Source organism: Lacrimispora sp. 38-1 (assembly GCF_049890855.1).
GTDB lineage: Bacteria > Bacillota > Clostridia > Lachnospirales > Lachnospiraceae > Lacrimispora.
Genome location: NZ_JBANEW010000073.1, coordinates 164,263 through 180,947, shown reverse-complemented (window position 1 = coordinate 180,947; position 16,685 = coordinate 164,263). Strand labels below are relative to the sequence as shown.

The window sequence follows — 16,685 nt, the reverse complement described above, 5'->3', positions numbered from 1 at the left end:
GAAATTCACGGTGCTGACCACCCCCTGTGCTGACGAACGGAGTTCGCCTTATGAACTGCCCTTCTTTCTATTTAATCCATTTATATTCCCGGTGAAATTCATTAATACGGTTGAGATATAATAACTCCATACCTCTATCAGTTCCTAATACACCTGGCAATAAATCGTAATCCACCTCAACATTTCTGGTTCCAAATTTCACTTTATCACTATTTTTCAATAAAGTCTCATATTCCTTCATGGATAATTTATAGCGTGAGTCTAATTGCCTGTCAAGTCTATATCTATGCAATACCTCCTGCCCCTGCCGGTTAACAACACCACTGTAAAATTCGGAACAGCATCCCGAACCATAGGAGAAACACCCGATACGCTTTGGAATAGCGAAATCCCCATAATCAATCACTCCGATCAGTGCCAAAAATATCGTTGCTCCCATCACATTACCCACCCTTTGGCAATATCTCATGCCTGGCATAACTCTCTTCTCAAAATCTTCCTCTATCGTTTTTGCATCCGCATGAAGGATTTTCCTCATCATAGTCCGATGAGCGCCTTTCACCATGCCTCCAAATGGTGTATGATACGCCAAATAGTCAAATGTATGCTGGTAATCCACGCCTTCTACTCTTTCCTGATATTGCAAAAAGGCCTGTTCACAGCAATCCAGGTAAGATAGTAATGATAAATCCGCATTGCCGGCCTCATAATCCGGAATTGGCCGGCATGTATCCATTACCTCATAACCATAATATCCATTTGCTCCGACGTCAATTTGTAAAACACGAGGATTATCACTTATCAAAATGGCTGCAGCACCGGCACCAGAGCTTGGCTCTGCAAATGAGGAGTCCTTACTTAAGGCTGTTCCGCCTTCTACAGCCATGAACCGTGCAATATCCGCTGCAATTACCAAAGCCTTTGCGCCTTTAGAGGTTTGGGATAAAATAAAATTCACGGCCATTTGAAAACCGGCGGTTCCTGAATAGCAGGCATTTTTCACTTCAAATAACCTGCAATTACGTTTTAATCCTAAATATTCATGAATGTATGTACTAACTGACTTTCCAAAATCAATGCCGGATTCTGTACACGTTATGACTAACTCAATTTTATTCTTTTCTTCCTCAGTCAAAGAATCAATAATAGGCTTTGCAGCATTTATACCAAAAGTAACCGGATCTTCAAAAGGCATGACTACCGATTTTTCCTTCATCAGTAAATTATTGAAACGGGTAACATCCAGTCCCCTGTAATCCGCCAATTCTTTAACATCAACATATGCGCTGCCGCCAAAAAAATTAATTGCTTCAATTCCAACATTCATAATAAAACTTCCTTTCAATCAACTATTTTTCTCGTATGCTACTGCCATGGAAATTTTCCGAGTTCAACAAACTGTTTTATCCACTGGATATTCTGTTGTTTAGTAAACATTGCCTGATTGGCTTTTGTTGCATTTTCTTCTGCTTCAATGAAATTATTATTAACCTGGCAGATATATGTTTTATAATCACATATTCCGGATTTCGGCAGCCGTTCAAGCCTGAGCAGATGCCTTCTCAGCAAATCATCATCCCTTTCATCATATGCATCCACTATTCCCCATTCATACGCTTTCTTAACATCAACTGGCTGCGTCATTATTGTAAAATAGTGTGCTTTTTGATATCCGATTCTCCTTATTAAAAACGGCAATACACAAGCGGGGTAAAGGCCAAATAACAGTTCTGACAAACTAAACGTGGCCGTATGATCTGCTATAGCAATATCACATGCAGCTACAAAGCCGATGCCCCCAGCGTTAACTTTTCCTTTGACATGTGCTATGGATATATAAGGCCCTGCAGCAATTTTCTTCCATAGCATATAAAGCTTTTCCGCACATTTATCATCTCTCTCCCCCGAAAGGACTTCTTTAAAATCTGCACCAAAGCAAAATATCTCCGGAGTTCCTTCTATAACAATTATATTGGCTTCCTTCTCACATTGCTGCAGCACCTGGAGAATCTCTTCAATCATTTCAGAACTGATTGTATTATTATCTTCAGGCCTGTATAACTGTATATAACAAATTTTTCTGACCCAATTCACCCGGATTGTTTTATATTCCATTTGTACCTCCTGCAGATCATACATGAGATTTTTTTAATATACCTTCAATGGCCTCTACTGCTCTTTTTAGACTGTCTTTATCCACTTTTCTCAATTCAATTCCTATTTTTTCACTGTTCTGTCTGATATCTTCATTCGTCATTGCTTTTTTTATCTCTTCAGACAACTTCTCACTTGTCAATTTAGAACGCTCAACTGCTTTAGGAATCAATTCCTTCCTATATAATAATGCAGCCTGATAATAATGGTCCAGCATATGGGGAACTATAACCTGTGGGACTCCCGCCCAGGCTGCAGTATACACAGTACCGGCTCCGCCATGATGGACTACTGCAGCCACTTTGGGAAAAAGTTCCTTATGGGGTGCAAAACCAATCATATATGTATTTTTACTGTCTATGTTTTTGCATAAATTTGCCCAGCCATTTGAGATAATAGCCCTGCACCCTAAACGATTAACAGTCTCCTCAATGATTCTGCTGGTTTCTTCAGGATTAGGATCACTCATACTTCCAAATCCTATATACACCGGTGCCGGACCACTTTCTAAAAACTCTGTAAGCTTCGGATCTAAAACTTCATCTTCCAATTCCGGAACATGCCATAATCCGGTTTGTATATAGTTGAATTTATATTTTGGTAACTTATCCAGTATATCATTTACCGCAATAATACATAGATCAAAGCTGCTTAGAAAATGCCTGTAAAAGTCCTTGATTTTACAAAGCCCAAGTATTGCCCTTTGTTCATTCAGCTTTCCCAGCAGCGAATAATTCATCAGTTTGTTGATCAAAAACCAACACATTCTATTGATGCCTTTCGGCATGTTCTGCCAGGGAATGGCTGTAGGAGGATACTTCGACGAAGGCATAAATTGTGTGACCAGATTTACAAATACATATGGTATATGATATTTTTCAGCAATTGAGGGTATTGAATAAGGTTCTCCGCTTCCAATAATGAGATCAGAATCCTTTATTTCATCCAAAAGCCGGAATTGTCCGCCAATGATTCCATTTAGCGTACGTTTAAATGCCTTAATCAGTTTTAACGGATGTCCCATATACTTATTCAGTCCCCTGATCAGTTCATTGATATCACACCCAGTTGACCGGTAATCAAGTCCATAACGGGCAATCCAATCTTTTTCATTTGGGGGAGCACACAGCAAAACATCATGTCCGGCATCTCTTAACGCAGTTCCCAGCGCCACTAAAGGGCGTACTTCCCCATGTGTTCCAACAACGACAATTGAAATTTTCCCCATATTTTTCATTCCTCCTTTTCTGCCCCCGCTAATGAACGGGGGCCTTAAACTGCCTGTCTGCCGCTCTCACCCAAGTTCTGATATTAAGCTGTTAAAATCCGTACAGCAATAGCTTTTTTCAAGACTTTTATTGTTCACGATAATTACATCTATATGCGCATTTCCGGCTGCTATGGCTCCTGATGCAGAATCCTCCACAACCACTGATTCTTGTGGTAAAATTGATGCAGCATTCAATGATTTTAAATAAATATCAGGTGATGGCTTTGCATTTACTACATCATCCCCCGTTAAAATATAATCAAACGTATGATAAATGCCCAGTCTGTCCAACGCCAGCGTTACGCCTTTCTTAGATGAAGAAGTTGCAATAGCCAGTATGTAATTCTTTTGTTTTAATAATTTTATAAATTCAACGGCTCCGTCAAAGGCTTTTAAATCATATTTCATTAACCTTCTGGCTGTCTCTTGCTTTTTTCTGACAAAATTTGCAAGTTCCTCATCAGAAAATATCAAGCCGTTCATTTTAAAAAAATCGTTAAATACTTCAACGGTCTTTCTTCCTTTATAAGCATCATATTGAAAATTGCTTATGCCTAACGTACGAAAAACTTCATTAAAAGCCTCTGCGTGCAATAAACTGGTATCGGCTATAGTCCCATCAAAATCAAAAATAAAATACCGCTTTTTATCCCACCTTAAAATCATTCGATAAGCTCCTTAAAAATTTTTCATAGTAAATGTTATTAACGGTTTCAACAACCTTAACTGCATTATGCTTTCCTAAATCATCTGATTCAAAATTATCATAGATAACATTTACCGGCAATTTCTCCAATACATGAAAGTCATTTTCTACATACCGGATATCTTCCTTCTTTTTAGAACGGGATGTATTGACAAGGGCAACATCAATTAATTCTGAAATCGGCATCTTCATTTTCGTATTTCTGGTCATATATCTATAAGCACTTGTCAAAAATTCACTTGCCGTATAGCCCGGTGTCTCATAATCTTCACCGATATTACAAATGAAAACCTTTAATGCCTTCACATTGGAAAAAATTGCTTCCGGAATTCCAAGAGTCATATAACTGGGAAACAGGGATGAATGCTGCGTACCCGGAGCATAAATAATAATATCAGCGTCTTTAATTGCTGTAAGCGCTGAATTTGTCCCATGTACGTAACTTTGAACACGTTCCAGATAATCATTTTTTTCAGCCATTGTTTTAAAATTACTTTCTACAATATTCTTATCTAAATATTCATCAACTAAATATATGTCCTTAATACGCACACTTGAACGCAATTCTACGATTTCTGCTTCATTATAACAAATTTCTCCATTTTCCCTGATTCCCATCAATTTTTTATTTTCTAAATTTGTGGGAATTACTTCGCCATGGACATGAAGAAGAATATTAAACAAGTCTATTGTTTTTGTAAAGCTCTTATCAAGTAATTCATAAGCCCCGGCATACAAACAGTTGGACAGAGAGCAATCCGTGAAATCAAACTCTTTGCCCAATATTTTTTCATAAACACTTAATGAAACCAAAAACTGTTTTAATAATTTTTTTATTAAATCAGCCAGTACAGTATTACTAATCTCAACATCTCCTATCCTGGAACTTTTTCCGATAATAAAATCGTTTAAGATCGTAATACACTGTTCATGGTTTACCGTTTTAGGAAAGCGGAACTTAAATACCCTGGACCAAATGCTGTAATCCGCAAAGTTATCTGTCATTAAATTTTCCTGATTTTTTCTAATGTCAGATGGTCCAAGCATGTTGAAGAATGAACGAACCTGTCCGGTTGATTTCCCGTCATCATATGCATTTACAATTAATGACAGTTTAATTGTTTCATCCTTAATCAATTCCTTTACCAATGAATTTGATCCTCTTCCTCCTGAAAATACTACTACCTTTAACATAATAATTCCTCCTTATTTATATAAAAATTTCATTTCATTGTGACCGAAAGTTACATCTTGAATAACCTCCATCATCTTCGCATGTGTGATCCCTTTAAACGGATCCTCCGGCGTGTCGGCTGAAGCAAATAGAAAATAACCGCTCAATTCCAAGCCTCCGACCATGGCTCTGGTGATTGAGGACCATTCTCTTTTTCTCGGAATAAATAATATGTAACTACTCCAAAAAAGTAACGTGAAAAGCGGGCTATCTGCATAACTTCCATCTTTTTTTTCTGTACTCGGAAGAGCAGAACCGGCAGCTCTTCCAATGATTTCAAATAGAATATTACATCTTTCTTCAGCAGTCCCTGTAATCAGAATATTCGCACCAGGATACTCTTCAAGGATTGCACAGTTATCATTCACTTTTTTCTTTTTCAGACCTTCCATATTAAATGGTTCTGTAATAATCTGAGCGTGAAAATGATTTAGTGTTGCTGCTGTACCCACCAGATTCAGGAATCCCCTGAGATCATATTGTTCAACGATCTGGGAGATTTCACAGATTTCCTCAAATAGAATTTCATTTTGAGCATGAAATAATTTCGAACATAAAATACTGTGGTATTCACATACCGGCCGGTTATTCGCCAAAAGGACTAACTTATTGAATTCATAAAGACAATCTTTCCTCGTCCAGATATCAGTTCCCAGCGGTAATGCCTGCGGCTTCTTATTTACTATCCTGTTTGCTCTTTCCGGAGCATATTTTACTTTGATTGGAAACAGACCGTCTGTTAATAAAAGTTCTTTATTAGACTCCGGGAAATAGTGTATCGTTCCATCTTCCCAAAGCCTGTCCCAATTGCTTTTTATCTTCTCTAATACCAAATTTCACTCCTCCGTCTTTTCATAAGAATGATCACTTTTAAGGAACTCGTAAATAACTTCATTAACGAACTCATGATGTGTCAAATTAATAAAGTGTCCCCCATCGGCAATTTCTATTAACTTAGAATGTTTTATTTTTGTATGCAGCAAAGCAGACTCTGCCGGGTCTACTACTGTATCCAATTTACCAACAATTATTAAAGTAGGTACATGGATTTGATCAATCACATCACGAGTCGTCATTTTTACTTTCATCATCTCAAGATACCTCATGAGGATTGGCCGGTTTGTCTCTTGGCTATGCTTATAGATCTCAAAGTAGTAATCTATATTTTCAATTACACTTTTTGTTGAGGCATTTAATTTAACTTTGGTAAAATCCTCTGAAATCGCTTCGGTAAAAGAGAAAATCTGAGCCACGCCATCAAATTTTGTAGTTGTGATACTTCCTAATAAGATAAGCGATTTAACCTTTTGCGGAAATTCTAATGCAATATTCTGAGCTATGATGCCTCCGTACGAACCGCCGATCACATTGATCGGTCCGCAAATATTCAGCTCTGAGATCACCTTCATCAGAACACTGCTGATTCCTTTAAACGATAAATCCTCAATTCCGTCACTTTTTCCATGTCCAGGTAAGTTTACGCCTATCACTTTGTATCTTGATGATAATTCTGCAAACTGATAAATGCTTATCTGAGAGGTTACAGCTAAGCCAGGTATGAATAGTATAGGTTCCCCCTCTCCCTTAACGGTTACTTCCATCTTCGTATCTGGTCCAATTTCTACAAGGAAGCTTTCCAAATTGATTGGCAACTCTAAATCTACCGGCATCTCCCTGTCGGCCATATTTATATGGCCGGAAATCTTAACTTCCCGTGAATTATCCGTATTATCCGATCTTCCTTTCATACTTTTCAGCCATGAGGATACCTGCTCTTTGTGAACTGTCAGCAGGTAATCTACTACATTATTCAAAGTTCCATTGTCAAAAAGTAATGTTGCCGGCAAAGTGCCTAACTGCTTTTCTAATTCAGCAAGGATCTGAAATCCAATGATCGAATCAATTCCAAACTCATCAAAACGAATATCACTATCCAGATCACCGGCTTCACACTTTAAAACGGACGCTACAATATGCTTTATTTGGTTTTCAAGTTTTTGTCTTTCTACAGCAGCCAAAGATTCTTTTTCCTCACAGATCTCGTCATGATTCTGGTCTGCCACGTTCTTTACACCAAACATTTCATTTACCTGTTCCGCATAATTGTCCATGAAATAACGAGTCAGCTGTTTTACATTTGTATAATCAAGAAATAAAGTGGCCGGTAAGCCGGGAAACGTTTTTTCTAACTCTGCCAGAATCTGAAATCCCAATATCGAATCAATTCCAAATTCCTCAAACTCAGTTGTATTATCTATTGTATCGGCGGGGCATTTTAATATGTTGGACAGCATCTCTTTTATAAAATTGTCCACGCCTTCTTCCACGCTATCCCCTGTTTTCTCAAATACATCCAGATGGTCTGCATTGTAGTTCGAATCTGTTTCCAGAGCTTCTTTATCCTTTATTCCCAGTTGATTCAGTACCTTGGGACCCGCTTTCAGGACCATTGTCTGACGTTTTTCATTACCTAAAATCCGCTCCAATGCTTCCATACCTTCGTCTGCACTGATTGCATATATCCCTTGCGCCTGCATTTTCTTTCTAAATTCTTCTTTTTCACTTGAACCGATACCCCAATACCCCCAGTTAATCACTTTTACCGGATAGGAAACCTTAGCTTCTATGTATTCTGCATAATTATCCATAAAATTCAGTCCACTTACATAGTTACTCTGACCAGGCATACCTGCTTGAGAAGATGTCGAGGAAAAGAATGCCATAAAATCCAACTTATCATTTTTAAAAAGTGAATGCAAAACCAGGCTTCCATAAATTTTCAGATCTGATGCTGACCGGAATTCTGTTTCACTCATGTTATGAATGGATCTGTCTAATGGAACAATTGCCGAATGAAAAACAGCATTAATCTGATTTCCATAAATCCGTTTCGCCTCCTTAACGGCTTTCTCCATTTGATTATAATCATTTATATCTGCCCGGTAATAAGAGACCATACCCCCCACTTTTTCGATCTCTTCTAATAACAGTTTCCTTTTTTCATCCAGCTCACTTCTTCCTACAAGGAACATCTTCGCATGAAAGGAAGCGGCCAGATATCTGCTTAATAAAGCACCGATTCCCCCCAGCCCTCCGATGATGATATATACTCCCTCCTGTTTAAACGCGCTATTTCCAGGTTTCGGAAGATCTACCGTTTCTATGATCTTTTCATATCTTCTGTCTTCCCTATAGACGATCAATTCACCGGCATTGTTATGCGGCTCATAAAAAACAGGCGCTATTGCAGTTTCCAGATCCTTATCTTCGGTTTGCATCAAATCCAAATCAAGCAGAGTGATTTTTAAATTGACATATTCCTTGGCCAAGGTTTTTACAAATCCGCTTATACTTGCGGAATTAGGCAGAATCACATTTTCAGTTTCCACTCTCTGCGTATTATTAATAATAATTTTCAGTTCTTTTATCTTTGTAATGAAATGTTTATCGTCCAATGCCTTAATCAGCCTGAATAAGGTAATTACACCCTCTTCCTGAATTTCCCTAATGGATTTATAGTCATCGGAATCGACATTACAAAATTGAATACCACTTAAATAATAAATTGTATCTATCTCACCGATTTGTGATATAATTTTAGCCAAAGCATCTTGATCATCTGCCTTGGCCTCCCACTGATTGCCCGATACTCTGATATTTTGTTTTCCAATCTTTACATTTATGGAATCAGAATATTTAAGAGATATTTTTTCTGCTATTTTTTTACTGCTGTTATTATAGATTATGAAAGCAGTTCCATTGCTGTCATGATTCAGGACCTGGTCCTGCTCTTTAACAGGCACCTTTTTCCACGTCTGCCCGTAAAACATATGACCAGGCTGCCTCTTGCTCTCTCTGAATGTGTAATCAGAAAACTTAAAGCATACATTACCATACTCATCAGTAACAAGGATTTTATAACTATTTTTGCCATCCGGTTTCACATATGCATACATTTCTGTTTTTAAAGGCCTTACTATTTCCAGCTTTCCTAACACATAAGGTAAATATATTTTTCCGTTTTCTTTACTGATACAGCTTATGGTCTGTAAAGCGCTGTCCAATAAGGAGGGATGAAGTGTATAATGATCCAATCCTTCACCAGATGGTAATTTAATACTTCCGATTGCCTCTTCACTATTTCTGTATACTTTTGTTATGCCTTTAAAAAACTCTCCATATCGAATACCGCTTTTTTCATATTGCTGATATATTTCTGCACTATTCAGCTTTTCATTACAGCGGTTTAAGATCTCATCAATCGGAATGCATTCATCCTGTATTGAATTATCAGAAGCTTCTGCCAGCTCTCCTTTGGCATATATCGTGGAAGCTGCCTCATGTGAGTTTTTTATCTCAAACACCAATTTATTATCTGTTCTTCTAAGAACCAGGTATATCTTTTGTTTTTCCCCATCCACGATGAGAGGATGCAGCCAAAATACACGTTCAAATACAAGCCTTTTATTTTTTAATACCTGCATGGCAGCCTGGTATGCCATTTCTATATATCCGACACCAGGAAAAATTTTTTTATCATCTATCACATGATCACTGATTATGTTTTCCTTAGAACTGAGTTCTTTATAGAAAATAACTCCCTCATCTAAATAAGACTGATAATCAAAAGAATCGATCAAACTGCTTTTCTTGTCAAAATTATCGAATTTTTCTTTTGAATTAAAAGGCAGCCAATAGCGTTCCTTTTTAAATGGATAGGTAGGGAGGGATACGCGGTGCCGATTATCTCCCTGGTTCAAAACCTTCCAATCCACATCATATCCAACAGACCAAAGCCTGGCGATTTTTAAAAGTTTTCCTTTTTTATACCAGTTACTAATTAAATCCTTTACATCCTCATCACCTCCGAGTATGGCTGCTGTAGTCTGGTTTTCTTTCCTGTTACTGCATACCACATTTGGCAGGCTGTCCCCATTTAAGAATCCTTTTAAAGAAATCAGGAGGTCTTTTGCATCTCTCACTACCATAGCCGCCCGTTGGTCCATTGATTCCCTGCCATTCTGTAAGGTAAATGCAATATCACTCAGGCGGCATTCGCTCTCATCCTCCTTTAATAAATACTCATACAGGTCTGTGGCATATTCTGTCAAACGCTCCATGTCCTTAGCAGAAAGAATAACAATTTGTGAACTCCCTGCAGAAACATCTTCCTGAGTCTCTTCAAATTCTTCGAGTATCACGTGAGCATTTGTACCTCCGAAACCAAAAGAGCTTATTCCCGCCCTTCTCGGTATCAGATTTCCTTCATCGTCCTTCAGATTACCCCATTCTCTTGTTTTTTCCACAATATAAAAGGGGCTGTTATCAAGCTTAATATATGGATTTATTTTATTTAAAAGAATACTTGCCGGCAGCTTTTTATATTTCATTGCAAGTATGACTTTTAATATGCCGGCAATTCCTGCCGCCGGTTCCAAATGACCGATGTTTGTCTTTACAGAGCCAATACCGCAAAACGGCATAGTGCCCGTTTTTTTGTCAGAATCCGTCATCAAGTTGTCAAAGGCCTTCTTTAAACCTTCGATTTCTACCGGGTCTCCTAATTCTGTTCCGGTGCCGTGAGCTTCTATGTAGGTTATTGTATTAATATCTACACACGCCTCTCTATAGGCACGTGTCAAAAGAGCTGCCTGGGCTGTTGAATTCGGAGCAGTCAATGAGCTGGCCCTGCCCCCGTGATTTTCAGCACTCCCCCTGATAACTGCATATATATGATCCTTATCTTTTATTGCCTGGTTTAAAGGCTTCAATAATACTACTCCGACTCCTTCGCCTCTTACATATCCATTTGCTCCTTCATCAAATGTTTTACAATGATTATCAGGAGAAAGCACGCCCAGTTTGCTGGCACTTATAAAAGTCTTAGGAGATAACATAAGGCTTACGCCTCCGGCCACAGCAAGTTCACTCTCACCACGCTGTATAGACTGAATGGCATGATGAACAGCAACCAGGCTGGAGGAACAGGCTGTATCAATTGTTTCACTTGGTCCCATAAAGTTCATATAATAGGAAATCCTGTTTGCTAAAAGAGCCTGTGAATTTCCGGTTACTAACTGCGGCTTAATTTCACCGCATTCATGAAGCAATTCCTGGTAATCATTGAACTGCGTTCCGATAAATACCCCTACATTTTTGCCTGACAGCATTGACGCCTTATATCCCGCATCCTCTATTACTTTCCACACTTCCTGAAGCAAAAGACGATGCTGCGGATCCATTAACTCTGCCTCCAAGCGTGATATATTAAAAAATTTTGCATCAAACATATCAACATGATTAATAAATCCGCCGCATTTTGATACCGTCTTATTTGGAGCCGACCGGTCAGTGCTATAATAAATCCTCCAATCCCACCTATCCCGTGGGACCTCCGTTATCAGATCCTTTTCGCCTTCTAGATTCTCCCAATACTCAGTCAGGTTATCAGACTGCGGGAACAGACCTTCCGCACCTATTATTGCCACATCCTCACATTTACCGTTCATGACTTTATTCTGCTCAGCTAATTCGGGGTGCAGACGGCAGAAAGGTTCTAACTTTCCGCTAAATTTTTTTATTCCTTCGTTCTTTTGGAGCTTTGCCGTCTGAGTTTGTTTCTGATCACCCAGCTGAAATTCTTTTTCTATGTAATCAGCAAGTTTTTTTGCCGTACTGGCTGCAAAAAAAACAGTGGGGGTAATTTCAATATTAAATTTTTCCGATACCGCCTTAGCATAACTTTTTAAAGAAATAGAATCAAACCCCATATCCCCAAAATTCGTATTGACATCCAGCTCTTTTACATCATTTTTTAAAATATCAGCAGCCAGAATAATCAGCTTCCCATCCAATTCCGTCCCTCCTTCCTCTTCTTTTATTTCTACTAATCCGCCTTGTTCATACCTGTTTTCGTAACAAATTGGCATGTCTGCCTGTAAAATTTTTTTTACTTTCAGCTCATCTCCGTATAAAACAATTCCCTGTTCTAAGTCTGAATGAATCATGGATTCAAAAATTTTAATCCCATCCGAAGTACTGAGATAATCAAGTCCCGATGTGTGCAGATAAAGATGCTCCGCTTCTTTATCCTGATTCATCCCGCCGCTTTTCCATAAGGGCCAATTGATTACAAGAGTTCTCCCCTGTCTAAGTTCCTTCTCGCAGAGATTTTTCCTTATATCTTTAAAACAGTCCAAAAATCTATTTCCTATAGCATAATCACATTGTCCAAAATCTCCTATAATTGATGAAATTGAAGAAAATAATATAAAATTTTGTATAGGCTCATTTTTAGTAACTTCATCTAATACAAAAGCGCCCAATGCCTTAACAGAAATAATTTTGATAAATTCGTTTAAGGACTTTACAGCAATGTTTTTCTCACTCACGATTCCCGCTGCGTGAATAACTGTATGAATTCCCCCGAATCTTTCATCAGCATTCCTGATTGCAGCCCTCATCTGTTCTATATCCGTCACATCTGCTATTTGATAGAAAACATTGCAGCCTTTCTTAATGAGGTTATCAACCTCTGTTCTTTTCGAACCATTAAGTTCAGAATGTCCGATCAGAACGATATTTGCGGAATATTTATCATACAGATAATTGGCAAAAATCATCCCCAGCTTCCCCGCTCCGCCAGTAATCAGACATGTGCTTCTATCCTTTATACCCGTTCCTTTTTTGTCAATCAATTTAACCATTTTATAGGATATTATAAAACGGCCATTTTCTTTATAGTAAATCTCTGCTTCCGAATTGGTGCGGACCAATTCGGTTAAAATGGACTCTGTTACCTGACTGATTTTATTTATATGGACGAATGAGCTGTTTAAATCCGGTAAGAGCAGTTTCAGGGATTTTCCATAAGGGACAATCATATCTATAAAAGGGTTATCATATTGATCCTGTTTCAGCGAAAATAACAGAAGTTTCCGAAGTCCCTTTATATGCGTTGTAATGAGCGCTTTTGTAAAATAAAATAAGTCTGTCACTTCCATCATATTTTCTTTAAAAACATCTGGACTGGAAAGCTCCCGCTTCAGAGCTTTGGTGGAATTAAAATTTTTAAGTTCAGCATCATCGAGAAACCAAAGATAAACGATACTGCCTATTTGAACTCCTTCCCTGATAATTTCATTAAACAGTCTCAAATAATCCTCATAATTATGGGGATTTACTTCATACTGCCTGCTGCTTACTTGTTTATAGCAATCCCCTTTGATAACAGAAATAACTTTATTTTCATCAAGATCTGTATTATAAAAGTCCAAAGGGTAATCCGGCATTTCAAAAATAATCACGGATTCTGCGGAATTGATATCTTTTTTATCCTCCTTTGAAGATTCTATCCATTCCTCTTTAAAATAAGTCAAAGAATATTTTGCAGGCAGATCACCGGACATTCGGCGTTCCATACCTTCTAGTACTTCCTTCATAATAGGACTCCTTTCTTAAACAGCGGTCAGTATCCTTTTACTTTATAGTCGTGAATAACCGAAACCACGCCGCCGTCTGCATCAGCAAACAGCACATCATAACGCCATTCGCTTTTGGTATTTTCTTCTTTACACTCCAAGAGTTTGATATAAATACTGCACTCAGCTTTCATAGCGCCATAAATAACCAGACTCTTAAATCCGGCAAAATAGTAATGTCTTGAGCAGCTGTCCTTTATCAGTGAAAGCGATAATTTAAACGCCATTTCAACCAATCCGGGATTTATTGTATAGCCAAAATCTTGTTTACCGGCAGCCAAATCAACCAGAGCCATTGTCCTATCATCTGATATAGCCAATTTCATAATGCCGAAAAAGTCCTGTCCATATATAATATTAAATTCATCTGCCAGTCTGTTATTCAATAGATCAAAAGGCAATGATTCCCGGCATTCTATCCTGAAACTTTCTATATCATTTATTGACGGCAGACCGATAAATTCTTCCTTCTCAAATAAAAGCCTTCCCTGCGCATAAACAACTTGATTCTGGTCAGCGTACCCGCAGATTTCCGCATAACATTCGCCTTCTAAAGAATATATAGAAGTCTCAAGCATTTGCTCATTTTCAGGAAATTCTTCCGGACTCGTGCACACCATATCCATAATACCTGTTATTTCTTTCTCCGCTGCGGACTTTCCGGATTCAAAAAACATTTCAATAAAATTAGACCATAGGAAATAGGTATGTCCGTTCCACCTGCTCACGCTATTTGAATCATGAAAGACTTTATCTATATAGGTTATATATCTTATTCCATTTAAACCAGACTTATTATCATGAACCAGGGGATTTCCCTGGTCCTTTAAATGAATCGTTGAATACCTGGGATTATGCTTCACCCAATATTGATCCCTCTTTAATGGATATACCGGCAAATGTACTTTTTTGCATTCGTTGTTACTATATACATTCTCCCAGGATATGAATCTGCCTGATTCATAAAATAATTTTAATTGCATAAGTAAGTTCTCTTGCATTTCTGATTTTTCGCTATACTTTTTTAATTTATCATATAGTTCTCCTATATCGGCTTCGTGAACACGTTCCTCCTCATCACTGTCAGCAATTTCATTATTTAGAAAATCACCTATTTTCTTATTGAGTTCTTCCTGCTCACTAACCACAAAAGCCTTTCTAAAATTGAAATGCTTACGGCAGTTGGACAATGAATAGCAAATATTCCTCATCTCTTCAAGGCTGGCATTTTTCTTAGACCAAACCAGAAAATCCTCCATTCTTTTTAAAAGCTCATCCTTAGTTCTGCCTGAAAATGGAGCTAAATAATAACTGGGAGGCCCAGATCTCTGTTCATTATTTTTATACTCTTCTATCACTAAATGGGCATTGGTACCTGAAAAACCGAACGAACTGACCGCAGCTCTTAAATTACGGTCTTTTTCAAACCAGTCTTTTAATTCCGTATTTACATAAAACGGACTATCTTTCAAATCCAACTGCTCATTTTCCTTTATAAAATTCAAAGATGGCGGAATTTTTTTATTTTTTAGCGCTAATAAAACTTTTATCACACTGGCAATACCGGCTGCTATGGAAGCATGGCCAATATTGGTTTTTACAGAACCCAATGCACAGAATTGCCGTTTATTTGTATATTTTTGAAATGCAGTCTTCAGCGCATCTACCTCAATAGGATCGCCAAGCCTGGTCCCGGTTCCATGAGCCTCCACAAAGGTAATTGTCTCTGGGTTAATATTATATTTTTCATAAACATCTAATTCCAATCTGCTCTGCGATATGGAACTCGGTGCTGTTATTCCGTTGGTTTTTCCATCCTGATTGATGCAGGAACCCTTGATCACCCCATAAATACTGTCTCCATCTCTGACCGCCTGATTCAGATCTTTTAATATAATGCTGCCGGCGCACTCACCATTCACAATTCCATCCGCCTCATTATCAAATGTCTTGCATTTTCCTTCCGGTGAAAGCATTCCGGCATTACTTGTATATATATAGTAATGTGGAGTTGTGCATATCCAGATACCGCCTGCAATTGCCAGATCACACTCCCCTGCTCTTATACTTTGACAGGCCAAATGTATGGAAACTAATGAAGAAGAGCAAGCGGTTTCAATTGTAATAGCAGGGCCTTTCAAATTCAAAAAATAGGAAATTCTTGAAGCCAGTATAGACCCTGTATTCCCCCAAAAGGCCTGCGCCGTAATATCAGTATTTTCACTAACTATGCTTAGATAATCTCTTGGTGCCGCACCAACAAATACCCCACATTTTGTCCCCATTATATAATCATTTGCGTACCCTGCATCCTCCAGGGCTTTCCAGCATTCTTCCAAGAAAACCCTCTGCTGTGGGTCCATAACCTCCGCTTCCATTCCCGATATGTTGAAAAAAGCAGGGTCAAACTTATCTATATCTTTTATAAAGCCACCCCATTTAGAGTTGGTCTTGTCCATTTTATCCTCATCCGGATCATAGTATTGACTAATATCCCACCGTTCCTTCGGCACCTCGGTAATTGAACTGACGCCGTTTGATAAATTTTCCCAGAATTCATCCAAATTATCTGCTCCCGGAAAGCGGCCCGACATGCCTATGACAGCTATATCTCCCACAATATTTTTTTGAAGATTTCTCTCTTTATCCTTTGCATAATCAGTAACGCCGGAACTCTTATGTTCCGGCGTCTGGCAATTGACTGCATCTTGATGCTCTAAGGATTGTTTCGCTGTTTCAATCATTTCTTTTCCCTTTTCTGGGGTTATACGTTTCTCTTTAATTTGAAATAATATTCTTTTTACTTCTGCTTCAAAATCTGTATGCGTCATATGCCACCTC

8 protein-coding genes are annotated in these 16,685 nt (G+C 38.2%); all 8 read right to left on the bottom strand.

All coding sequences use genetic code 11. The features are described 5' to 3' along the window. Positions 1–67: 67 nt before the first annotated feature. The 8 genes from V7D18_RS21560 to V7D18_RS21525 all read right to left on the bottom strand — a co-directional run bounded on the left by V7D18_RS21560 (position 68) and on the right by V7D18_RS21525 (position 16,675). Positions 68–1,327, bottom strand: a complete 1,260-nt coding sequence (locus V7D18_RS21560; protein WP_426157389.1) for a hydroxymethylglutaryl-CoA synthase family protein — start codon at positions 1,325–1,327, stop codon at positions 68–70. A gap of 38 nt (positions 1,328–1,365) precedes the next feature. Continuing rightward, positions 1,366–2,115, bottom strand: coding sequence for an enoyl-CoA hydratase/isomerase (locus V7D18_RS21555; protein ID WP_426157388.1), 750 nt, complete (start codon positions 2,113–2,115; stop codon positions 1,366–1,368). A gap of 16 nt (positions 2,116–2,131) precedes the next feature. Next, complete coding sequence (locus tag V7D18_RS21550) at positions 2,132–3,382, bottom strand: glycosyltransferase (protein ID WP_426157386.1); 1,251 nt, start codon at positions 3,380–3,382, stop codon at positions 2,132–2,134. A gap of 66 nt (positions 3,383–3,448) precedes the next feature. Next, on the bottom strand, positions 3,449–4,090 hold the full coding sequence (locus V7D18_RS21545) for an HAD family hydrolase (RefSeq protein ID WP_426157384.1): 642 nt from the start codon (positions 4,088–4,090) through the stop codon (positions 3,449–3,451). Further along, the gene (locus V7D18_RS21540; protein WP_426157382.1) at positions 4,071–5,324 is read right to left on the bottom strand and encodes a 2-phospho-L-lactate transferase CofD family protein; all 1,254 of its coding nucleotides are present in this window, start codon (positions 5,322–5,324) and stop codon (positions 4,071–4,073) included. Before V7D18_RS21540 ends, V7D18_RS21545 begins: the two co-directional genes overlap by 20 nt. A 12-nt stretch (positions 5,325–5,336) precedes the next feature. Then, positions 5,337–6,197, bottom strand: a complete 861-nt coding sequence (locus V7D18_RS21535; RefSeq protein WP_426157380.1) for a hypothetical protein — start codon at positions 6,195–6,197, stop codon at positions 5,337–5,339. Between the two features lie 3 nt (positions 6,198–6,200). Then, complete coding sequence (locus tag V7D18_RS21530; protein ID WP_426157378.1) at positions 6,201–13,805, bottom strand: alpha/beta fold hydrolase; 7,605 nt, start codon at positions 13,803–13,805, stop codon at positions 6,201–6,203. A gap of 26 nt (positions 13,806–13,831) precedes the next feature. Next, the gene (locus V7D18_RS21525; RefSeq protein ID WP_426157376.1) at positions 13,832–16,675 is read right to left on the bottom strand and encodes a type I polyketide synthase; all 2,844 of its coding nucleotides are present in this window, start codon (positions 16,673–16,675) and stop codon (positions 13,832–13,834) included. Positions 16,676–16,685 lie beyond the last annotated feature (10 nt).